This window comes from Streptomyces sp. BHT-5-2, assembly GCF_019774615.1.
Classification (GTDB): Bacteria; Actinomycetota; Actinomycetes; order Streptomycetales; family Streptomycetaceae; genus Streptomyces.
In genome coordinates this window covers 2,207,835-2,229,599 of sequence record NZ_CP081496.1, presented here as the reverse complement: position 1 = coordinate 2,229,599, position 21,765 = coordinate 2,207,835, and the positions used below count along the sequence as shown (strand labels likewise).

The 21,765-nt window shown below is 72.7% G+C and carries 17 protein-coding genes; 9 read left to right on the top strand and 8 right to left on the bottom strand.

Annotated features, from left to right (window positions below):
• The first annotated feature begins 70 nt into the window (after positions 1 to 70).
• From K2224_RS09910 to K2224_RS09880, 7 genes are all read left to right on the top strand, one after another.
• On the top strand, positions 71 to 910 hold the full coding sequence (locus tag K2224_RS09910) for an ABC transporter ATP-binding protein (RefSeq protein WP_221906210.1): 840 nt from the start codon (positions 71 to 73) through the stop codon (positions 908 to 910).
• Positions 907 to 2,520 carry a transporter gene (locus K2224_RS09905; RefSeq protein WP_221906209.1) on the top strand — a complete coding sequence of 538 codons (1,614 nt, stop codon included), beginning with the start codon at positions 907 to 909 and terminating at the stop codon, positions 2,518 to 2,520. The genes K2224_RS09910 and K2224_RS09905 overlap by 4 nt, the downstream gene beginning before the upstream one ends.
• Positions 2,521 to 2,765: 245 nt before the next feature.
• The gene (locus K2224_RS09900) at positions 2,766 to 3,968 is read left to right on the top strand and encodes an IS110 family transposase (protein ID WP_221909414.1); all 1,203 of its coding nucleotides are present in this window, start codon (positions 2,766 to 2,768) and stop codon (positions 3,966 to 3,968) included.
• Between the two features lie 254 nt (positions 3,969 to 4,222).
• Entirely contained in the window at positions 4,223 to 5,425 is a 1,203-nt protein-coding gene (locus tag K2224_RS09895; protein ID WP_221909547.1) for an IS110 family transposase, read from the top strand.
• 517 nt (positions 5,426 to 5,942) lie between these two features.
• Positions 5,943 to 8,165, top strand: a complete 2,223-nt coding sequence (locus K2224_RS09890; protein ID WP_260692451.1) for a hypothetical protein — start codon at positions 5,943 to 5,945, stop codon at positions 8,163 to 8,165.
• Entirely contained in the window at positions 8,155 to 9,423 is a 1,269-nt protein-coding gene (locus tag K2224_RS09885; RefSeq protein WP_221906207.1) for a hypothetical protein, read from the top strand. The genes K2224_RS09890 and K2224_RS09885 overlap by 11 nt, the downstream gene beginning before the upstream one ends.
• Before the next feature lie 378 nt (positions 9,424 to 9,801).
• Positions 9,802 to 10,440, top strand: coding sequence for a hypothetical protein (locus K2224_RS09880; RefSeq protein ID WP_221906206.1), 639 nt, complete (start codon positions 9,802 to 9,804; stop codon positions 10,438 to 10,440).
• Positions 10,441 to 10,718: 278 nt separating this feature from the next.
• Here K2224_RS09880 and K2224_RS09875 read toward each other — a convergent pair whose 3' ends face one another.
• Both K2224_RS09875 and K2224_RS09870 read right to left on the bottom strand, forming a co-directional pair.
• On the bottom strand, positions 10,719 to 11,594 hold the full coding sequence (locus K2224_RS09875) for an alpha/beta fold hydrolase (RefSeq protein ID WP_221906205.1): 876 nt from the start codon (positions 11,592 to 11,594) through the stop codon (positions 10,719 to 10,721).
• 575 nt (positions 11,595 to 12,169) lie between these two features.
• On the bottom strand, positions 12,170 to 12,862 hold the full coding sequence (locus K2224_RS09870) for a metal-dependent transcriptional regulator (RefSeq protein ID WP_221906204.1): 693 nt from the start codon (positions 12,860 to 12,862) through the stop codon (positions 12,170 to 12,172).
• Between the two features lie 255 nt (positions 12,863 to 13,117).
• On the opposite strand from K2224_RS09870, the gene K2224_RS09865 reads away from it, so the two are divergent.
• Positions 13,118 to 13,885, top strand: a complete 768-nt coding sequence (locus tag K2224_RS09865; RefSeq protein WP_221906203.1) for an SIS domain-containing protein — start codon at positions 13,118 to 13,120, stop codon at positions 13,883 to 13,885.
• A 71-nt stretch (positions 13,886 to 13,956) separates the two neighbouring features.
• On the opposite strand, the gene K2224_RS09860 is transcribed toward K2224_RS09865, so the two are convergent.
• Together K2224_RS09860 and pdxH are read right to left on the bottom strand one after the other, a co-directional pair.
• Positions 13,957 to 15,300, bottom strand: coding sequence for a PAS domain-containing protein (locus K2224_RS09860; RefSeq protein WP_399019997.1), 1,344 nt, complete (start codon positions 15,298 to 15,300; stop codon positions 13,957 to 13,959).
• A 609-nt stretch (positions 15,301 to 15,909) separates the two neighbouring features.
• The gene (gene pdxH, locus K2224_RS09855) at positions 15,910 to 16,545 is read right to left on the bottom strand and encodes a pyridoxamine 5'-phosphate oxidase (RefSeq protein WP_221909546.1); all 636 of its coding nucleotides are present in this window, start codon (positions 16,543 to 16,545) and stop codon (positions 15,910 to 15,912) included.
• A gap of 472 nt (positions 16,546 to 17,017) precedes the next feature.
• Between pdxH and K2224_RS09850 the strand changes: the two genes are divergently transcribed.
• Positions 17,018 to 18,121 carry a citrate synthase 2 gene (locus tag K2224_RS09850; RefSeq protein WP_221906201.1) on the top strand — a complete coding sequence of 368 codons (1,104 nt, stop codon included), beginning with the start codon at positions 17,018 to 17,020 and terminating at the stop codon, positions 18,119 to 18,121.
• A 543-nt stretch (positions 18,122 to 18,664) separates the two neighbouring features.
• Here K2224_RS09850 and K2224_RS09845 read toward each other — a convergent pair.
• The 4 genes from K2224_RS09845 to K2224_RS09830 form a co-directional block, all read right to left on the bottom strand.
• A complete protein-coding gene (locus K2224_RS09845) occupies positions 18,665 to 19,300 on the bottom strand; it encodes a TetR/AcrR family transcriptional regulator (RefSeq protein ID WP_221906200.1) in 636 nt (211 codons plus the stop codon).
• Entirely contained in the window at positions 19,288 to 20,040 is a 753-nt protein-coding gene (locus K2224_RS09840; protein ID WP_221906199.1) for an enoyl-CoA hydratase family protein, read from the bottom strand. Before K2224_RS09840 ends, K2224_RS09845 begins: the two co-directional genes overlap by 13 nt.
• 146 nt (positions 20,041 to 20,186) lie before the next feature.
• Positions 20,187 to 20,342 (bottom strand): hypothetical protein, encoded by a 156-nt coding sequence (locus tag K2224_RS09835; protein WP_221909971.1) that lies wholly within the window; start codon positions 20,340 to 20,342, stop codon positions 20,187 to 20,189.
• A 164-nt stretch (positions 20,343 to 20,506) separates the two neighbouring features.
• Complete coding sequence (locus K2224_RS09830) at positions 20,507 to 21,682, bottom strand: acyl-CoA dehydrogenase family protein (RefSeq protein WP_221906198.1); 1,176 nt, start codon at positions 21,680 to 21,682, stop codon at positions 20,507 to 20,509.
• Positions 21,683 to 21,765 lie beyond the last annotated feature (83 nt).

Genomic DNA, 21,765 nt, shown 5'->3' with positions numbered 1-21,765 from the left:
CTGCCCGTATCGTGGGGTGCCTGGACGGGGGCCGTGACCAGGCCCCTGCGGGGACGTCGAAGGGCAGGCCGTGGCCAACGAACCGGGGAAGAAGCAAGCGCGGGACGGGTCGGTCACGACCCCGGGCGGCGCCGTGGACGGGCCGCCCGCGGTCCGCATCGAGGGCCTGTGGAAGCGGTTCGGCGAGCAGACCGCCGTCCACGGCATCGATCTGACGCTGCCGGCGGGCCACTTCATCGGCCTGGTGGGGCCCAACGGCGCCGGCAAGACCACCACGCTCTCCATGGTGACGGGCCTGCTGCGGCCCGACTCCGGACTGGTCGAGATCGGCGGCCACGACGTCTGGCGCGACCCGGTGGCGGTCAAGTCCAAGATCGGCGTGCTGCCGGAGGGCCTGCGCCTCTTCGAGCGCCTCTCCGGGCGCGAACTCCTCGCCTACATAGGCAGGTTGCGCGGCCTTCCGGGCGCCGAGGTCGACAAACGGGCCGGCCAGCTGCTGGACGTGCTCGACCTCTCCGGCTCCCAGCACAAGCTCGTCGTGGACTACTCCACCGGTATGCGCAAGAAGATCGGGCTCGCCGCGGCCCTGCTGCACAACCCCGAAATACTCTTCCTGGACGAGCCCTTCGAGGGCGTCGACCCGGTGTCCGCGCAGACCATCCGCGGCGTCCTGGAGCGCTACACCTCCTCCGGCGCCACCGTGATCTTCTCCAGCCACGTCATGGAGCTGGTCGAGTCGCTCTGCGACTGGGTCGCGGTGATGGCCGCCGGCAAGATCCGCGCACAGGGCCCGCTGGCCGAGGTGCGCGGCGCCGCGCCCTCCCTCCAGGACGCCTTCCTCGAACTGGTCGGCGCCCGCGGCCGCGGCGCCGGGCAGAACCTCGACTGGCTGGGCGGCGGCGCCCGATGAGCACCCAAGCCACCGCCCCCTCGCCCCTCCCGGTCTTCATACGCCTCAAGCTGACCCTGCTGCGCAACGGCCTGCGCCAGTCGACCGGGCGAGCCGTCGCCTTCGCCTTCTCAGCCCTGGCCGGGCTGCTCCTCGCCGCCGTGGTCGTGCTCGGCCTGGTGGCGCTGCGCGGCAATCCGTACGCCGGGGTGCTCGCCGTCATCCTCACCGGGCTCCTCACCCTGGGGTGGGCGGTGATGCCGCTGTTCTTCCCCACCGGCGACGAGACCCTCGACCCGACCCGCCTGGTGATGCTGCCGCTGCGGCCCCGCCCGCTGATCGGCGCCCTGCTGGCGGCATCCCTGGTCGGCGTCGGCCCGCTCGTCACCCTCGCCCTGGCGACCGCCGCCGTGATCGCGGTCGCGGACGGGGCGCTCTCCGCGCTCGTCGGCGTCCTGGCCGTCGTCCTGGTGGTGCTGGTCTGCGTCACCCTGGCACGGGCCATCGCCACCGCCTCGACGCGGCTGCTGACCAGCCGCCGCGGCCGCGACCTCGCGGTGCTGGGCGGCCTGTTCGTCGCCTTCGGCGCCCAGGGCATCAACCTCGCCGTCCAGCGCCTGGGCCGCCCCGACGGCCTGGCCTTCCTGGAACCGCTGGGCGAAGTGCTGCGCTGGGTGCCGCCGGCCTCCGCCCTGAGCGCCGTCGACGACACGGCGCACGGTGCCTACGGCCGCGCCGCGGCCGGCCTGGCACTGACGGTGCTCGCCCTGGCCCTCCTCCTGTGGTGGTGGCAGCGCACCCTGACCACCCTGCTGACGTCGCCCGACGCCTCCACCCTCCAGGCCGTGGAGAAAGACAGCGCACGCCGGCCCGTCGGCGCCGAACGCGGGCTCGCGCGACTGCTGCCCGGCGGACGCACGGGCACCGTCATGCTGCGCACACTGCGCTACGCCTGGCGCGACCCGAAGTCCAAGATGTCCTGGGCCATGTCGCTCGGCTTCGGTCTGCTGATGCCGGTCGTCTACTCCACCCAGGGCAACCGCAGCGTCTACATCGCCTTGTGGGCTGCCGGGATGCTCGGGATGCAGATGTTCAACCAGTTCGGGCAGGACACCTCGGCGTTCTGGATGGTGGCCCAGACGGTAGCCACCGCGCGCGACGCCTACACGGAGCTGAAGGCACGCGCGCTGGCCGTGGCGCTGGTGGCCGTCCCGTACACCATGCTGGTCGGCGTCCTCGCCGCAGCCCTCATCGGCCCGTGGTCGGCCTTCCCGGAGGTCTACGGCCTCTCGTTGGCCCTGCTGGGCGCCCTGATGGCCACCGGCGCGATGGCCTCGGCGCTGGCCCCGTACTCCATCCCCTCGGAAGGCAACAAGAACGTCGCCGCCGGCCAGGGCTCGCTCGTATGGTCCAGCTTCCTGGCCGGAGTACTGGCCTCCGGCGCGCTGATCTCGCCCCTCCTCGGCCTGACCATCTGGCTCCATGTGGCGGACCTGCACGCCCTGTTGTGGATCCTGCTGCCGGCCGGCGCGCTGTACGGCCTGGGCGTCGCGGCACTGGGCCTCCGGATGGCGGCCCCGCGCGTGGTGTCACGACTGCCGGAGATTCTGGCGGCCGTGAGCAAGGGGTGACCTTCGCCCCCCATTACCTTCTTGGTGGCCCCGCAATGGGGCGCCCGGCCTTCGGAGTTGGCATGACTTTCTCCCCCTGTCGAACGTATGGCCTGGGGGGTGGTGTCACCGGCTCCGGAGGCATCGACAGACCGCTGATTAGGGGCATGACCACCGGCTTGTCCGCAGGTCGGGAGGCTCTTCGTAATGTGGATGTGGCGATCGGTGCCGTGGGACGGCCGGGCGGGAACGACCAGAGGACGCACGTGATCGACGTCAGTGAGATCGGCGCCTTCCTCGGCCTGGACGTCGGCAAGAGCGAACACCACGCCACCGCCGTCACTCCGGCCGGAAGGAAGGCCTTCGACAAGCGGCTGCCCAACAGCGAACCCAAGCTCCGCGACGTGTTCGCCAAGCTGAAAGCCAAGCACGGCACCGTGCTCGTGGTCGTCGACCAGCCCGCCTCCATCGGCGCCCTGCCGCTGGCCGTGGCCCGCGACATGGACTGCCCCGTGGCTTACCTGCCGGGCCTGACGATGCGGCGGATCGCCGACCTCTACCCCGGTGAAGCCAAAACCGACGCCCGCGACGCCTTCATCATCGCGGACGCGGCCCGGTCGATGCCGCACACTCTGCGGGCCGTCGAGCTTGCCGACGAGGCAGTAGCCGAGCTGGAAATGATCGTGGGTTTCGACGACGACCTGGCCGGCGAAGCCACCCGCATCAGCAACAGACTGCGGGGACTGCTGACACAGATCCACCCGTCGCTGGAACGGGTACTGGGACCGCGAATGCAGCACCCAGCCGTGCTCAAGCTGCTCGACCAGTGCGGTTCGCCGGCCCAGGTCCGCAAGGCCGGACGGCGTCGGCTGGTGAACCTGATCCGCCCAAAGGCACCACGGATGGCGGAACGGCTCGTCGATGACATCTTCACCGCCCTGGACGAGCAGACAGTGGTCGTGCCAGGCACGGCCGCGGCCGCATTGATCGTCCCCAGCCTCGCCAGCTCGCTCCAGTCGGTACTTGACCAGCGCAAACTCCTCGCCACAAGGATCGAGGAACTGCTGGAGGCTCACCCTCTTTCCAAGGTCCTGACGTCCATGCCGGGGATCGGCGTCAGGACCGGAGCACGCATCCTCATCGACATCGGCGACGCCAGCAGCTTCCCCAGCGCCGCCCACCTCGCCGCCTACGCCGGCCTCGCCCCGGCAACCCGCAGTTCCGGGTCCTCCATCCGCGGCGAACAGCCATCGCGCAGAGGAAACAAACAGCTCAAACGCGCCTTCTTCCTCTCCGCGTTCGCCGCCCTGGCCGACCCCGTCTCCAGGGCCTACTACGACAAGAAGATCGCCCAGGGAAAACACCACACCCAAGCCCTCCTCTGCCTCGCCAGACGACGAGCCGACGTGCTCTTCGCCATGCTCCGCGACGGCACCTTCTACCAACCCCAACCAGCCCCCACGGGTTGACGAAACCCATAGGGGCACCCCATTACCTTCTTGGTGGCCCCGCAATGGGGCGCCCGGCCTTCGGAGTTGGCATGACTTTCTCCCCCTGTCGAACGTATGGCCTGGGGGGTGGTGTCACCGGCTCCGGAGGCATCGACAGACCGCTGATTAGGGGCATGACCACCGGCTTGTCCGCAGGTCGGGAGGCTCTTCGTAATGTGGATGTGGCGATCGGTGCCGTGGGACGGCCGGGCGGGAACGACCAGAGGACGCACGTGATCGACGTCAGTGAGATCGGCGCCTTCCTCGGCCTGGACGTCGGCAAGAGCGAACACCACGCCACCGCCGTCACTCCGGCCGGAAGGAAGGCCTTCGACAAGCGGCTGCCCAACAGCGAACCCAAGCTCCGCGACGTGTTCGCCAAGCTGAAAGCCAAGCACGGCACCGTGCTCGTGGTCGTCGACCAGCCCGCCTCCATCGGCGCCCTGCCGCTGGCCGTGGCCCGCGACATGGACTGCCCCGTGGCTTACCTGCCGGGCCTGACGATGCGGCGGATCGCCGACCTCTACCCCGGTGAAGCCAAACCCGACGCCCGCGACGCCTTCATCATCGCGGACGCGGCCCGGTCGATGCCGCACACTCTGCGGGCCGTCGAGCTTGCCGACGAGGCAGTAGCCGAGCTGGAAATGATCGTGGGTTTCGACGACGACCTGGCCGGCGAAGCCACCCGCATCAGCAACAGACTGCGGGGACTGCTGACACAGATCCACCCGTCGCTGGAACGGGTACTGGGACCGCGAATGCAGCACCCAGCCGTGCTCAAGCTGCTCGACCAGTGCGGTTCGCCGGCCCAGGTCCGCAAGGCCGGACGGCGTCGGCTGGTGAACCTGATCCGCCCAAAGGCACCACGGATGGCGGAACGGCTCGTCGATGACATCTTCACCGCCCTGGACGAGCAGACAGTGGTCGTGCCAGGCACGGCCGCGGCCGCATTGATCGTCCCCAGCCTCGCCAGCTCGCTCCAGTCGGTACTTGACCAGCGCAAACTCCTCGCCACAAGGATCGAGGAACTGCTGGAGGCTCACCCTCTTTCCAAGGTCCTGACGTCCATGCCGGGGATCGGCGTCAGGACCGGAGCACGCATCCTCATCGACATCGGCGACGCCAGCAGCTTCCCCAGCGCCGCCCACCTCGCCGCCTACGCCGGCCTCGCCCCGGCAACCCGCAGTTCCGGGTCCTCCATCCGCGGCGAACAGCCATCGCGCAGAGGAAACAAACAGCTCAAACGCGCCTTCTTCCTCTCCGCGTTCGCCGCCCTGGCCGACCCCGTCTCCAGGGCCTACTACGACAAGAAGATCGCCCAGGGAAAACACCACACCCAAGCCCTCCTCTGCCTCGCCAGACGACGAGCCGACGTGCTCTTCGCCATGCTCCGCGACGGCACCTTCTACCAACCCCAACCAGCCCCCACGGGTTGACGAAACCCATAGGGGCACCCCCCCGCGTTCTGGCCCCTTTGGGGCCGTTGCCCCCACGTCGTCGGCTTTCCCGCCGTGGTGGTCTTCCGCCGACGGCGGAGGGGGGCGTGGGGCGGGGCCCGCCTCTGTGGGTGGTGGGTGGCGGGTGTGGGGCCGCAGGGGTGGGTGTTCGGACTGCTGCGCTTTACGTCCGAACACCCACCCCTGCGGCCCCACACCCTCCCGTCCGACGGCGGCGATCCCCGCCCCGGTGAGTGAAGGGGAGGTCAGGGGGGCTCGCGCATGAGCAGAGCTTCTGGTCTCGGGGCCACCACAACGGCCCCGTCTTTCCCCCACTCCCACCGGCCCACGCCACAGCCCCACCCCGCCACCCACGAACACAAACAGCGGCCCCGCCCAAGTTATCCACAGCCTTTCCCGCCGCACAGCCCACCGCTGTAGCGTCATCGCAACGACACGAACCAGGGGGGCGGTGGAAGCCGTGCAACGCACCGTAACGTCGCGGGCGACACGATGGTTGGCAGCACTGTTCGCCGCCGCCACCGCATTCCTCTCCGCCAGCGTGGCGCACGCCGCACCGACAGCACCGGCACCGGCCCCCGCCGCGGCGCGGCCAACCGCGGCCGCCGACGCCCAGGGCCAGTTCGCGTACCTCGCCGCACAACTCCGGCACAGCCCGGTCTACATCAGCGACGAACTGCCGCGCGCCGTGCCACGCTCCACCGCCCCCTTCTTCGCCGCGCAAGCCCGGCGGCTGCACGTTCCGGTGTACGTCGTCGTGCTGCCGTTCACCACCTCCGGTGGCCTGGATTCCGGGCTGCTCGCGGGGATCCACGACCACCTGGGGCGCAAGGGACTGTATGTCGCACTGTCCGAGATGGGCCTGTCGGACGTCCAGACATTCGGCGTGAGCGTGCCGGGGGCGGCGGACGCGAAGACCGCGACGACGTACGAGATGCCCCTGGACGCCACGCCCCGCGAAACCTTCCGGCACTTCGCCGACGTGCTCCTCTCCGGGCATGCGGATCAGCGCGCCGACCAGGCCCGCGCCCGTTACGGCGGTGCGTACAACTCCAATGAACCGCCCGCTCTGCACACCACGCAGACGGATCGGGAGGACCAGAGCTTTCTGACCGGTGTCACGGTCGTCGGAGTGCCGCTGACGGCGCTGCTGATCGCGAAGTACGCGGGAGCCAGGCGTCGTTCCCGACGCGGCCCGAGCGCCATGGGCACCGTGACCATCGGGGACGCCGGGAGCGTCGGCGGCGCCGCCCCCGCGTCCCCGGCCGGGCGCACGGCGGTGAGGAAGGGCACGTCGAAGAACGGCCGCACGAAGGCCGGCACGGCAAGGGCCGGCACGGCGAAGTCCGGCACTGCAAGAAGTCGCACCGGGAAGAACGACGGGCTCCGCCGGACCGTGACGTCGGCCAAGCCCGGCGGCGCAGCCGCCCCCGCTCGGCCGCGGCGGCAGTGGCCGCTGCTGGAGCTCGGTGCGCTGGCGCTCGCTGCGCTGCTCGCCCTCACCGCGTCGCGGGTCTTCGACGACACCACCACCGGCGACGGCTCGGTGCCGACGGCCGCCGATATGCGGGCCCGGGTCGATCGCGTCGCCGAGGGGCTCCGCCACGATCCGATCTACGTCGATCCGGAGATCGCGTCCCCTCTGGACGCCGCCCGGCACGCCGCGTTGCGCAAGCGGATCGGCACACTGTCCGTCCCGGTGCTGGTCGCCGCCGTGCCCACGTCGAGGGACGACGAGTCGCGGGGCGACGAGGACCTGCTGGCCGAGCAGTTGCACGACCGACTGCGCCGGGACGCCCTGTTCGTGCTCGCCGACCCGACGGGCGGCCGCATCGAGATCGTCAACTACGGCGCCCATGTGGACGCCTCCTACCTCTACGACCGCCCCAAGGACCTCTCCTACGCGGATCCCGCCACGGCCCCGCTCGGCCCCCGTCTGGACAGGCTGCTCAGCTATCTCTCCAAGGCGCCCGGGTCCGCGCAGGCCGGCCGGCCGTACGATCCGCCGCCCGCGCCGGACCCGGTGGCGCAGCAGAAGCTTCCCGGCCTGTTCTCCGGGGACTTCCGGGCCGGGCTGTTCATCGGCGGGCTGGCCGCCGTGCTGCTCTTCGGGCTGGTGGTGGCGGTCTGGGCGCTCGTCCGGTGGCTGGGTCGGGGGCGCGCCCGGGCCGTGGCCGCGGCGGCGGCGCCCGTGGAGCCCCGCCGCACGTGGCTGCGACGCACGGCGTGGGAGGAAGTGGACGCGCTCACCGCCGAGTTGGAGTCGGTGGCCGAACTGCCGGAGGAGGCCCGGCGCCGGGCGTGGGAGTGCCTGGACGCCGCCGCACTGCTGGTCGACGGCGACAGCGACGGCCGCATCGACGGCGACGCCACCGCCGCCGGCTTGGCCTGCGCGATCGTGCTGGCCCGGGCCGGCCGGGCCGCAGTCCGGGAGCCGTCCGCCGCGGCGTATGTCTGCCACCGCAATCCGCTGCACGGCACGGCCGACGGGCAGCGGTCGAAGCCGACCGCAGGCCGCCGCAAGGTGCCGATACGCCCGGTCTGCGCGGCCTGCCGGGAGAAGCCCGGCGAGGTGCTGCGGCTCTACGGTGCGGACGGTTCCGGGCGCCCGGGCAACCGCCCCTACCCGCTGCATCCCGGCCCCCTGGCGGCCCTCGCCAACGGCGCCGGTATAGATCAACTCACCCGCGAGGTACGGGAGTCCTTCGGTGTCAACTGACCTTCGCCACCGCCGTCCGCTGCGGTCCGCCCTCGCCGTCGGCGCGGCCTCCGCCGCACTGCTCTGCGCCGTCGCAGGGCCCGCCGCGGCCGCCGAGAGCCCGGGGCAGAAGATCGCGGACGCCCTGCGCAGCTCGCCGGTGTACGTCGATCCGTCCCTCTCCTCGGCGGTCGACGCGGACGACCAGCGCGCACTGGTGAGGCAGATCGCCCAGACGCGGCTGCCGATCCGGGTGGTGCTGGTCCCGCTGGTCGAGGGCGACAACTGGGGGGGGAAGCCGGAGCAGCTCGCCGAAGTGGTGCACGAGCGGACGGGCGGCGGCCCGGCCATCCTTATCACCCCCGGGGACCTCGCCGACGACATCGAGGCCAAGGAATGGCCCGCCCACGCCCACCAGGCCGAACACGCCGCCGCCTCGGTGTACTTCGACGACGCGCTGAAGGGCGCCGGGCTGACCAAGCGCATATCCCGGGCGATCGACATCATCAAGGCCGGCGACGGCGACCAGGTGTACGAGCGGCTCACCGCCCACCTCGACCCGTCGGGCGGCAGCAGCGCCCCCAGGAAGCCCGCGTCGGGGGCGTCCCCGGTCTCCCCGGTCGTCCGGGTCGTGGCGCTGGCCGCCGGGCCGGTGCTGTTGCTCGCCGCGGCCTGGCTGCTACTGCGGCGCCGCTCCCGGTTGCGCGACTTCGGAACGCCGTTCGCCATGCCCCGGTCCGTCTTCGCCGCCGCGCACCAGGCCGACGAGGAGGGGCTGCGCGAGCGGGCCGGCGAGGCGGTGGTGCGGCTCGGCGAGGAGGCCCGCGCCGCCGGCGGCGACCCGGCGGCCATCGAGCGCGCGCTGGACGCCTATGCCGCGGCCGGCACGGTGCTGGACCGCGCCCGCGGCATACCGGACCTGGCGGGCGTGTTCGCGCTGGTGGCCGAGGGGCGCGCGGCGCTCTCGCCGGCCCCCGGCACGCTGCCGCTGTGCTTCTTCCACCCGCTGCACGGCCCGGCCGGCCGCCGCATACCCTGGCGGCCGCTGGGCCGCCGGGAGCAGCTCCGGGTCGCCGCCTGCGACGCCTGCCTCCGTGCCGTCCGCACCCGCCGTGCGCCCGAGGTCCTCACCGACCGTCTGGAGGGCCGCCCGGTCCCGTACTTCGAGGTGCCGGCCGAGCGGAGCCTCTGGGCCGCCACCGGTTACGGCTCCCTGCTGGCCGGCGACTCGCTCGCCGCCCGGGTCCAACGCGGCGATTTCACCCGCACGTTGGCGTGAGCGCACAGCCCGGAGGACGCGTGGCACGGCGGGCCGCGCCGACGCGGGCACGGCACCCCGGCCGGCCCGCCCCGGTTATGCGAAAACCGGGTACAAGTTTTGTTCGGGGATTACCCTCGACTCCCAGCCGGAGCGCAATGCCGTTGAATTCACCCGCAATTGGACGCCGGGGGCGAGGGAATCCGCGAGCCTTTTTGCTGGAATTGCGGTGAATCGGCCGAGACGCTCCCGGACCGGCCCAACGGAAGGTGACCGGCACCTGCATTCCGCGTTTCGACACGGTGGAAAGCGCGCTCTTATGCTCCGCTCTCACGACCGTTCGCGCGCACGGGGCAACGGTGCCGTGCAACGGGGGAGAGCAAGGACCGGGAGAACGTTTTGCTGCACACCAAGGCCGCATGGCTGCGCGCCGCCGCGCCGGTCGCCGTCCTGGCGCTGGCGCTGACCGCCTGCGACGGGAGGAACCTGCCGGCTTCCGCCACCGGTTCCCGGGCGGACGTCGGGGAGAACTCCGCGCACACCGGGGCACCGGTGGGCGGAAAGCCGGCCGATGCGGCCGGCGACGGCGTGCTGAGGTCCGGCCAGAGCGGCACCGTGCAGTACAAGGAGGACTCCGGGAAGATCGCCTACGAGGTCCTCGCGCAGCAGGTCCATGTGGGCACCGAGGCCGACGCGCAGAAGATGGTCCAGGATCCCAAGGACGCCAACGGCCTGGTCGCGGCGACCGCCTATGTGAAGTTCACGAACAAGGGCCCCGTCGTCGTCAAGGGCCTGTCGAAGGTGGTCAACGGCACCGAGGTCTACGCCGACGGCCAGCGCGGCGGCCTGCTCACCGGCGCGCCGGAGGACCTCCCCGGCTGCGAGGACCCGGTCGACATCGACAACTGGCAGGTCGGCGAGAGCCATGTCATCTGCCGGACGTACATGATCCCCAAGGGCGCCCGGTCCCTGGAGATCCACTGGGCCGACGCGGGCACCACGAAGCCGCTGGTGTGGAAGTTCGACGGGACCGGGTGAGGTGGCGTCAACCCTCATAGGGGACGGCGCCGTTGCGGTGGCCGCGGCCCGTGCGCCGCGGCCGCTCACCTCCCGCCGCGGAGGCCGCGAAGGCTGTGGGCCGGCAGGGCGGCGGGCCCGACGGGCAAGCGGCCGACACCTCGTCGGGCCGCACGTCGGACCACAGGCCGGCGGGCCCCGGGTCGACGGCCGGTGAGCGGTGCGCAGGAGGCGGTGCGCCGTTGCGCGGACGCAGCGCCCCACGCCGCACGCGGCCCCGCCCCTGCCCTCCCCGCCCTTCAGGAACGCGCCGCCACCGCGCCGAGGAAGGACTCGATGACGCGGCACCAGGCGTCGGGCTGCTCCCAGGGCAGGAGATGGCCGGCGTCGGGGATCTCGGCGTAGCTGCCGCGGGGCAGGACGCGGACCATCTCCTGGGCCTCGGCGCGGCCGAGTTGGGCGTCCAGGCCGCGGACGACGAGGGTGGGGCAGGCGACCTGGGCGAGCTCCTCCCAGTGGGCGTCGTGCACCCAGGTCTCGCGGGCGCTGAGCATCTGGCGGCGGGAGAAGACCGGGCGCCAGCCGTCGGCGCGCTCGGCCATCACCTCGGCGAAGAACTCACCACGGGCCGGCCGGGGGCGCTCCAGCGTCGGATCCTCCTCGCCGAACCACTTGCGGACGTCGGCGAGGGTGGCGAACGGCACCGGCCAGGAGCGGAACCACTCCGCCCACTCGCGCTGCGAGGCCGCGCCCAGCGCCGAGGCGCGCATGTCGCAGATCACCAGCGCGCTGACCAGATCCGGGCGGCGGGCCGCCACCTGCCAGGCCGTCAGGGCGCCCATGGCATGGCCGACCAGGGCCGCCGGGGCCAGCTCCAGCTGCTCGACGGCGGCGATGGCGTCCTCGACGTACGCGGTGCGGTCGAGCGGGCCGTCGGCGGGCTTCTCGCTGCGGCCGTGGCCGCGCTGGTCGAGGGCGACCGGGCGGTGTGCGGCGCTCAACCGGCGGGCGGTGTCCGCCCAGTGGGAGGCGCGGCCCATCAGGCCGTGGAGCAGCAGCACACCGGGCCGCCGCCCGCTCTCCCCCAGGCCGCCACCGCTCTTGGGCGGGTCGGTGAATTCCCAGGCCGCGAGCCGCACGCCGCCGGACCCCGTCACATCGATACGCCGCACCATGTGCCCTGGCACCCCCAATCGTCCCCTGACCTGCCCCGCACACCCCAGACTATCGAACCTATATTCGAGTAGATCGCTGCCGCGCCCAACACCCCACTTTCGAGTGACCTTGCTGCGGGATTGGCCACGCCCACCACGGGGAGACATCTGCCGGGAGGCGGGCCCTACCGGGAAGGGGGCCCGTGGGGAACGACCCTGAGAGCTCGGGGCTCCGGGTCACGGTGGGGGGACATGGGGAGGCAGGGCCCCGGCAGCTCGCAGCGCCGGGGCCCTGACCGTCCTCGACCGCACTCAATGGACACATCCGGGCCCCCTCGGCCGTCAGCACAGCACGCCGGAGTGACGACGCATGGCCATGCGTCAGCGCCAGAGTGACACGAGCGCGGCCGATCCGCACGGACTCGCACAAGACCGTTCATCGCCGCGGAAGTTGACGAGCCCGCCGGCGTGCGCATCGGCGCAGCTCAGCGGGCTCATGGGCGGCAGCGGCGGGGAGGAGTGAGGGGCGTGCCCGGCGGCCGCCGCCGCGCGGGGCCTCCGGGCCGTGGGACGCTCAGCGCGCCGTGGTGCCGGGCTCAGCGCTTGGCGACGAAGACATGACTGGCGATCTCGGCGTCCAGCTCGGCGGCCTCGCCGCTGCTGCCGACCAGCACCCCTGCCGGGGACTCCGTCACGCTGACCACCGCGCCCGGCTGCACCCCGGCCCGCCGCAGCGTGTACATCAGCTGGGGGTCGGCCTGGATGGGCTCGCCGATCCGGCGCACCACGGCCGTCTTGCCGTCGGCGCCCGGGTCCAGATCCATCAGGCTCACCATGCCGGCGTCCAGGAACGGATCGACCTCGGCCTTCTCGCCCAGCTCCGCCAGGCCCGGGATGGGGTTGCCGTACGGGGACTCGGTGGGGTGGCGCAGCAGCTCCACGACGCGGCGCTCGACCGCCTCGCTCATCACGTGCTCCCAGCGGCACGCCTCGGCGTGCACCTGCTCCCACTCCAGACCGATGACGTCGACCAGCAGGCACTCGGCGAGGCGGTGCTTGCGCATCACCCGCGTCGCCAGCCGGCGGCCCTCCTCCGTCAGCTCCAGGTGCCGGTCGCCCGCGACCGTGAGCAGACCGTCCCGCTCCATGCGGGCCACGGTCTGGCTGACCGTCGGGCCGCTCTGTTCCAGCCGCTCCGCGATGCGGGCCCGCATGGGGACCACACCCTCCTCTTCCAGTTCGAGGATGGTGCGGAGATACATCTCCGTGGTGTCGATCAATCCGGACATGTGTGCCCCTCGATATGTCGTGCGGTGGCCCTGGATTCAATTCTGACGCATCCCACTGACAACGGTGCCTCCTCGTCCGCGCAGCGAAGGCTCCCCGACCGGTGCAACGGTGCGTTGTCCGGCGTATTGACAGCGCACTGGTCCAGACCGCAACGTGATCCGGGCCACTGATCCACGAGGCGACGACGGGGCGCCGACGCGCCGGTTCCGTCCGCCCCGGATCCCATCCAGACGCGACGAGAGGGGCCCGCGGCAATGGCTGAGAGCGACCGGAGCGAGGGGCTGGCCGGGCGGTACTTCGACGCCGCCATCGACCTGCTGCGCCAGGTCCGCGACGCGGAGGCGGACCGGATCGCGGCGGCCGGGCGGATGATCGCGGACACCGTGGAGGCGGGCGGCCGGGTCTTCTCCTTCGGGGCCGGGCACTCCTCGCTGCCCGCCCAGGACACCGTCTACCGCGCCGGCGGACTGGCGGTCATGAACCTCCTCGCCGTCCCCGGGGTCGTCGGTGTGGACGTCCGCCCGGCGACGCTCGGCAGCGCACTGGAGCGGGTCGACGGGCTGGCCGGGGCGGTGCTGGACACCAGTCCGCTGGAGCGCGGCGACGTCCTGGTGATCATCTCGCTCTCGGGGCGGAACGCGCTGCCGGTCGAGATGGCGATCAACGCTCGGGCCCTCGGCATCAAGGTCATCGGCCTGACGTCGGTGGCCTACGCGGACGCCACCAAGTCCCGGCACTCCTCGGGCAGCCACCTCAGGGACCACTGCGACATCGTCCTGGACAGCCGGATCCCGGTCGGCGACGCGGAGCTGACGCTGCCCGGCATCGAGGCGCCGTTCGCCCCCGCCTCCACGGTCGTCACCAGCGCGATCATGCAGGCCGTGGTGGCGACCGCGGCCGGTGCGCTCGCCGAGCGCGGGGTGCAGCCGCCGCTGCTGCGCTCGGGCAACGTGGACGGCGGCCACGAGTGGAACGACCGGGTGATGCGGGAGTACGCGGACCGGATCTTCTACCGGCACTGAGCGACCGGGGCGGCCCCCGGGCGCAGGCGGGCGGGGCGCCGGCCCGCCGGGCACCGGCGCCCCCGGCACGCTCACGCCTCCGCCGCCCCCGCGAGGTCGAGGGCGGCCGCGATCCGGGCGGCGACCTCCTCGGCGTAGTCGGCGTCCGCGCGGTCGAAGGGGCGGCGGGCGGGCGCCCGCAGGAAGGTGGCGACCCCGAGGGTGCGGCCCCGGCTGCGGAGCACCACGCACAGCCCGTGGACCGTGCCGTCCGGCCAGTTGCGGGCGGCCGCCCAGCCCTCGGCCGGGGCCGGGCCGGCGGTGGCCCGCACCGAGCCGCACCGCACATACGCCTGGAGCGCCGGATGGCCCTGGACGTAGGCCACCGGGATGCCGGTCGGCGGGACGGCCTCCGAGGGGCCGGGCGCGCCCGCCGGGGAGGCCAGCGCCCGCACCAGCCGCGGCGCCGCGGCACCGGGACCGCCTCCCTCGGCGGGCGGCGGCTCCGCGTCCCACGCCGCGTCCGCGTCCACCGCGCCGTACGGGGCCGGGGCCGGGGTGCGGGCGAGGTCCACCAGGGCGTGGTCGGCGAAGCCCGCCAGCGCGAAGTCCAGGTGGACGGCGGCGGCTTCGGCCGGGTCGGGGCACTCGGCGGCGGCCCGGCCCGCACGGTGCAGCTGGTGGGCGCGGAAACGCAGCAGGGAGCCGTCCTGTTCGGCCCGTTTGAGGTCGGTGACGTCCTGGAAGAGCCAGGCCACACCGAGCGGAACGGGCTCCTCCGCCAACGGCGAGGCCAGCCGGACGAACCCGCTGCGCCAGCACCGGCGCGGGAGTTCGGCCTCGCCGTCCCGCAGCGTCACCCACACCTCCGCGACGGCCGGCGGCGTGCCCTCGGCCAGGACGTGCTGGAAGGCGTTCTCCAGCTCCTCGACGCCCTGGGCCAGCACATCGCCCAGCGGCCGACCCAGCAGCGCCGTACGGCCCCTGCCGATGACACGGGCGGCATGCGCGTTGACGACCGCGGGGCGCAGGTCGGCGTCGATCAGCACCACGCCCCAGGTGGCGTCCTCGAAGAGCGCCTCGCTGAGCGCCACCGCCCGCTCCAGGTCGAGCTGGGTGTGCGACTCGCCGAAGGCGCAGTAGACCCCGGCGACCCGCCCGTCCGGGGCGCGCACGGCGGAGGACTGGGTGCGCACGAGGACGCGGTGGCCGTCCTTGGCCAGCAGGGCGAAGTCGTGCACCTGACGGCCCGGGGCGCGCATGGCGGCCGTCAGCGCGGACTGCACGCCGTCGGCGTCCTCCGCGCGGACCGCCCACCCCTTCAGGCCGGGGCGGCCGACCGCCTCCTCGGCGGTCCACCCGAGGATGCGCGCGGCCTCGTGGTTCCAGTGGGTGACCGTGCCGTCCGCGGCGAAGGCCATCAGCGCGGCGTCCATGCCGTCCAGGAGGGCGGCGAGCAGTCCGGAGTCGTCGGCGTCCGGGGGCCGGTCGGGCTCAGCGCCGGCGCCGGTCCGCAAGGACCCGGGGGCCGCCGGTCCGGACCCGTCCGCCGGGCCGGGCGGGCCGGCGGACGACGGCCGTTGCGACGACGAGGCCGACGAGGCAGAAGAAGCTGACGAGGCAGTCACTGGCACCCCTTACGAACGCGGCCGCACATGCTCCACGTGGGGTCATTCAACTGGAACGTGACGTGGGACACACCCCATTCGCGGAAATCGCCACCAGGGATTCCGGCCCCGGAAAAAACCGGTTGTGCGGCGCCGGGACAGTTCCTAACGTGTGGGGTACACGAGAAGGGAGGTGGTTCGGCAGATGATTTCGCACCGGACGCGTGAGGTGGCTGCGGGCTAGCAGCCCGACGCTTCACCGAAGTGCAGCGCCGGATCCGCGCATACTGCAGATGCGCAGCCGGCCCAATCCCAAGCAGTCACCCGACCCGCGGGCTGCCGGTTCGTCCGACCGGCCCTTCGCGCCACCGGCGCGGAGGAGAGAGCCCGCGGGTCGTCTGCGTCCAGGGCCGGGAACGGCCCCGCAGGCATCCCCCGTTACGGCGCGAGGCGCTCCACCCGCCACTGGCCGGCCTCCGGCGCACCCTCGCGGACGTACCGCAGCCGGTCGTGGAGGCGGTTCAGGCGGCCCTGCCAGAACTCGATGCTCTCGGGGGTGACGCGGTAGCCGCCCCAGTGCGGCGGCGCCGGAACCTGCTCGCCCTCCGGGTAGCGGGCCGCCAACTCCTCGTAGGCGCGCTCCAGTTCGTCGCGCGAGGCGATCGGCGCGGACTGCTCGCTGGCCCATGCCCCCAGTTGGGAGCCGTGCGGACGGGTGCGGAAGTAGGCGGCGGTCTCGTCCCGGCCGATGCGCTCGGCGGTGCCGATCACGACGATCTGGCGGGCCAGCGGATACCAGGGGAACAGCAGCGAGAGGTGCGGGTTCCCGGCCAGGTCGCGGCCCTTGCGGCTGGTGTAGTTGGTGAAGAAGACGAAGCCGCGCTCGTCGAATGCCTTCAGCAGCACGGTTCTTGAACTGGGCCGGCCGGCGGCGTCCGCCGTCGAGACGACCATGGCGTTCGGCTCGTGCAGACCGGCTGCCGCCGCGTCCTTGAACCAGCGTCCGAACTGGTCGTAGGGGCTCGCGGCGAGGTCGGACTCGGCGATTCCCTCGGCGCGGTAGTGCGCGCGCATGGACGAGGGGTCGGGGGTGTCGGCGGAGGGCATGTCGGCGGGATGCACGGCCTCATCTTGCAGCATCGGGCCCGCGCCGGGCAGCCCGATGGGTCGGAAGTCTGCCCCCGGTCGCCGGGCCGTAACCCTCCCGTTGGCAAATCGCCCAGTGTGCCGGATGTCACGCTTCCCCGCTGCTGATGAACCCGCCAAAATCATGGCCCGGCCCACTGTGGCCCTCGGACACCGGAAGCTATCGTGTCCGTCTTCAGGCCGCCGCGGGCAGCACACGTGGCGGCCCGCGCCCGTGGATCGACCACCCGTGGGCGGAACCGTCGCGTGGCCCCTGCCACGGCGGGGCATCACCGGGGTGACCGGTACGGACCGCGAGCTGCCCGGCGCAGCCGCGTAGCCGCACCGGCGCCGCAACTGACTCGACCGCACGGCAGCCGGTCACCGGCCGGCTGCCGTCCCCATCTTGAGGAGCCGCCTGATGTCCGACTTCGTTCCCGGGCTTGAGGGAGTCGTCGCGTTCGAGACGGAGATCGCCGAACCCGACAAGGAAGGCGGCGCGCTCCGCTACCGCGGGGTGGACATCGAGGATCTCGTCGGGCACGTCTCGTTCGAGAACGTCTGGGGGCTGCTGGTCGACGGGGCGTTCAAGCCGGGGCTGCCGCCCGCCGAGCCGTTCCCGATCCCCGTGCACTCGGGTGACATCCGCGTGGACGTGCAGTCCGCGCTGGCCATGCTGGCGCCCGTATGGGGCCTGAAACCGCTGCTCGACATCGACGAGCGGACCGCCCGCGACAACCTCGCCCGGGCCGCGGTGATGGCGCTGTCCTACGTCGCCCAGTCGGCGCGCGGGCAGGGCCTGCCGATGGTGCCGCAGAAGGAGATCGACAAGGCGGAGACGGTCGTGGAGCGCTTCATGAAGCGCTGGCGCGGGGAGCCCGACCCCAAGCACGTCAAGGCCGTCGACGCCTACTGGACCTCGGCCGCCGAGCACGGCATGAACGCCTCCACGTTCACCGCCCGGGTCGTCGCCTCGACCGGCGCGGACGTCGCCGCGGCGCTCTCCGGGGCGGTCGGCGCCATGTCCGGCCCGCTGCACGGCGGCGCACCGTCCCGCGTCCTCGGCATGATCGAGGAGATCGAGCGGACCGGCGACGCGTCCGCCTACGTCCGCCGGGCGCTGGACAACGGCGAGCGGCTGATGGGCTTCGGCCACCGCGTCTACCGCGCGGAGGACCCGCGGGCGCGGGTCCTGCGGCGCACCGCCAAGGAACTGGGCGCCCCGCGCTTCGAGGTCGCCGAGGCCCTGGAGAAGGCGGCCCTGGAGGAGCTCCACAACCGCCGCCCGGACCGCGTGCTGGCCACCAACGTGGAGTTCTGGGCGGCGATCGTCCTGGACTTCGCGGAGGTCCCGGCGCACATGTTCACGTCCATGTTCACCTGCGCCCGCACGGCGGGGTGGAGCGCGCACATCCTCGAACAGAAGCGGACCGGCCGCCTTGTGCGGCCGTCTGCGCGGTATGTCGGCCCCGGCGCGCGCAGCCCTCGGGATATTGCCGGCTACGACGGCATGGTTCGTCTGTAGGGCCCGGCCTACGTAGCCGGCGTGTCCGCTTGCAGGTTCGCCGCTTGCCTGTCGTGCCTGCGGCGCGGTGCCCGCCTGACGGCGGGATTGTGGTCCGCTGCGCGGGGCTGTTGGGTGCGGTGACGGGCCTGCGGGGGTGGTGTGTCGGACTGCTGCGCTTTACGTCCGACACACCACCCCCTCCGGCCCGTCCCCTCCCGTTGAGGGTCATAAAGACGGTGGGTGGGGGCCGGCCTCAGTGGTCCACCAACGGTCGCTTGTCGAGGGCTGACGGTCACTCGTTGAGGGACGGCCGCCCGTCAGTCCAGAGCCCGCAGGAGCCCAGCAACCGGAGCCCCGTCTACGGGTTTTCATGACCACCCACGGGAGGGGACGGGCCGGAGGGGCAGGGGGTGTGTCCGGACGTAAAGCGCAGCAGTCCGGACACACCCCCTGCCCCGGAGGCCCGTCACCGCACCCAACAGCCCCGCGCAGCGGACACGCAATGCGCCGCAGGCGCAAACGGCAAGCGGCGAACCCCGGCGGAAACGCCGGCAACGCACCCTACGGGCGCGAGCCCGCCAGCACGGTGTCGATGATCGCAGCCCATTGCGTGACAACCCCGACCCGTCGCGCCGAATCGTCCGTCAGGAGGTTCGCCAGGCCCAGGCCGCGGGCCATGTCCAGGAGGCCCTGGACCGTCTCCCGGACGCCGGGGACGGACTCGTCGGCGGCGAGCAGCGCGACGGCCGTGCGGTGCGCCTCACGGCCCACCCGGGCCTCCAGGGCGGTGACGCGTTCGCGGAGCTGCTCCTCGTCGGAGGCCGCCACCCACAGGTGGAGCGCGGCGCGGAAGAGGGGGCCGGTGTAGAGGCCGACCAGTTCCTCGACGATCCGCCGGGTGCGGGCCTGGGAGCCGGCCGGCGGCAGGTCGTGTGCCAGGGCGTCCCTCAGGGCGCCCTGGCGTTTCTCCGCTACGTGCTCGACGGCCGCGGTGAACAGGTCCTCGCGGGTGCGGAAGTGGTGCTGGGCGGCGCCCCGGGAGACGCCCGCCCGCTCGGCGACGACGGAGACCGTGCTGCCGGTCCAGCCGCGCTCCGCGAGGCAGGCGACGGCGGCCTCCAGCAGCCCGAGCCGGGTGGCCCGGCTGCGTTCCTGCTGGGGCTCCTTGGCTCCGCGGGCCGGGGTCAGCGCACCCATGCCGGGTCCCGTCGCTCCAGGAAGGCGGTCATGCCCTCGCGGGCCTCGGGGGAGGCGAAGAGCCGTGCGGACTGTTCGGCGAGCGCGTCGGTGTCGCGGTCGAAGGCGGCCAGCACGTCGGCGGTGACCAGTTTCTTGGACTCGGCGAGGCCCTGCGGGGAGCCCTTGCGGACCCCGTCGAGCAGCGGGGCGAGGCCGGTGTCGACGTCGTCGGCGGCGAGGGTGACGAGGCCGATCCGGGCCGCCTCGGCCGGGCCGAACCGCTCGCCGGTGAGGTAGTAGCGGGCGGCGGCCCGGGCGTCCAACCGGGGCAGCAGGGGTAGCGAGATCACTGCGGGGGCGAGGCCGAGCCGTGCCTCGGTGAAGGCGAAGGTGGCGTCCGGGCCCGCGACGGAGAGGTCGCAGGCGCCGAGCAGGCCGAGCCCGCCGGCGCGGACGTGGCCGGTGACCCGGGCGACGACCGGTTTGGGCAGCTCGACGAGGGCGCGCAGCAGCCGGGCGAGCCCCAGGGGGCCGTCCTTGGCGTCGCCCGCGGTGGCCTCGGAGAGGTCCGCGCCGGCGCAGAACGTGGTGCCGGTGTGGGCGAGCACCACGGCCCGGACGGTGTCGTCGGCGGCCGCGTCCGCGAGTGCCCGGTGCAGTGCGGCGACCAGGCGGGTGGAGAGCGCGTTGCGGTTGTGGGGGGAGTTGAGGGTGAGGGTGGTGATTCCGCGCTCGTGGGCGCGCTCCACGTCCGTCATGGGGCCGTCGAACTCCTTTCCGTTGCTGAAAGCGTCAGCAGCTATCGGCACTCCCGACCTTTCGGACGGGAAGGTCCGTGACATCACCGAAGCGAGCGGGCTTCGGCTTGACGACGGTCTCGCGGTCGTCGAACGCCGTCGCAGCGTCAGCCGGGCCGGTGTTCCCAGGTAACAGCCCAGTCGGATGCTGCGCGGGCAGCGCCGCAGTGCGACCACATGCGCGCCTCGACGACAGCGTTCGGATCGAGCGCGAACCGATACGCCTGGACGACGAAACCGGGCCGCGCACAGAACTTCTTCACCGCGCACTCCCTTCTCGCCGCCTTGGTGAACTGAGGTGAATCTACCGCCCGTTACTGAAACTCCGCTCCCACCGCCAGTGTGCTGCACGACTGCGAACAGGCCCCACCGGTACACGACCAGGAAGGTTGAGGCTCGTTGAGATACGCAGCAGTCGACGCCCCCTTCAGTACGACTTGGGCAGCCCCAGGGACTGGTGGGAGACGTAGTTGAGGATCATCTCCCGGCTGACGGGGGCGATCCGGGCCACCCGGGCGGCGGTGATCAGCGACGCCAGCCCGTATTCCCGGGTGAGGCCGTTGCCGCCCAGGGTGTGCACGGCCTGGTCGACGGTGTGCACCGCGGCCTCGGCCGCCGCGTACTTGGCCATGTTGGCGGCCTCGCCGGCGGCCACGTCGTCGCCGGCGTCGTAGAGCAGCGCGGCCTTGCGCATCATCAGGGCGGCCAGCTCCAGTTCGATGTGGCACTGGGCCAGCGGATGGGCGAGGGCCTGGTGGGCGCCGATCGGCTCCTTCCAGACCTGGCGGGTGCGGGCGTAGTCGACGGCCCTGGCCAGTGCGTAGCGGCCCATGCCGAGGGCGAACGCGGCGGTCATGATGCGTTCGGGGTTGAGGCCGGCGAAGAGCTGGAGCAGTCCGGCGTCCTCTTCGCCCACGAGCGCGTCGGCCGGCAGCCGCACCTCGTCCAGGGTCAGCTCGAACTGCTTCTCCGGGGCGGCCAGTTCCATCTGCACGGGGCTGCGGCCGAAGCCGGGGGTCTCGCGCGGGACGATGAACAGGCAGGGCTTGAGCTTGCCGGTACGCGCGTCCTCGGTGCGGCCGACGATCAGTGTCGCGTCGGCGATGTCCACTCCGGAGACGAAGATCTTCCGCCCGTTGAGGATCCAGTCCCCGCCCTCCCTGCGGGCGGTGGTGGTGATCCGGTGGGAGTTGGAGCCGGCGTCCGGTTCGGTGATGCCGAAGGCCATCTTGCGGCTGCCGTCGGCCAGTCCGGGCAGCCAGGCGCGCTTCTGCTGCTCGGTGCCGAAGCGGGCGACGACCGTGCCGCAGATCGCCGGCGAGACCACCAGCATCAACAGGGGGCAGCCGGCGGCGCCCAACTCCTCGAGGACGATGGCGAGTTCGGTGATGCCGGCGCCCCCGCCGCCGTACTCCTCGGGGAGGTTGACACCGAGGTAGCCGGCCTTGGCGGCCTCCTGCCACAGCGCGTCGGTGTGGGCGCCCTCGGCGACGACGGTGGTGAAGTACTCCCGGCCGTAGCGGCCGCCGAGCGCGGCGACGGCCGCACGCAGGGCGCGGTGCTCCTCGGACTCGATCACGGGGTTGCTCAGGGCGTTGCTCATGACGGCTCCCGGGGCGGTGAGTGAGTGCCTGCGGATGACGGATGGCGAGGACGGTCCGGTGCGGACGCCCGTGGTGCGGCCGG

Coding starts and splice junctions, on each gene's coding strand:
- K2224_RS09905 (WP_221906209.1), top strand. CDS start 907: ATGAGCACCCAAGCCACCGCCCCCTCGCCCCTCCCGGTCTTCATACGC.
- K2224_RS09875 (WP_221906205.1), bottom strand. CDS start 11,594: ATGGTGCGGCGTATCGATGTGACGGGGTCCGGCGGCGTGCGGCTCGCG.
- K2224_RS09870 (WP_221906204.1), bottom strand. CDS start 12,862: ATGTCCGGATTGATCGACACCACGGAGATGTATCTCCGCACCATCCTC.
- K2224_RS09865 (WP_221906203.1), top strand. CDS start 13,118: ATGGCTGAGAGCGACCGGAGCGAGGGGCTGGCCGGGCGGTACTTCGAC.
- K2224_RS09860 (WP_399019997.1), bottom strand. CDS start 15,300: ATGGACGCCGCGCTGATGGCCTTCGCCGCGGACGGCACGGTCACCCAC.
- pdxH (WP_221909546.1), bottom strand. CDS start 16,545: ATGCGCGCGCACTACCGCGCCGAGGGAATCGCCGAGTCCGACCTCGCC.
- K2224_RS09850 (WP_221906201.1), top strand. CDS start 17,018: ATGTCCGACTTCGTTCCCGGGCTTGAGGGAGTCGTCGCGTTCGAGACG.
- K2224_RS09845 (WP_221906200.1), bottom strand. CDS start 19,300: ATGGGTGCGCTGACCCCGGCCCGCGGAGCCAAGGAGCCCCAGCAGGAA.
- K2224_RS09840 (WP_221906199.1), bottom strand. CDS start 20,040: ATGACGGACGTGGAGCGCGCCCACGAGCGCGGAATCACCACCCTCACC.
- K2224_RS09830 (WP_221906198.1), bottom strand. CDS start 21,682: ATGAGCAACGCCCTGAGCAACCCCGTGATCGAGTCCGAGGAGCACCGC.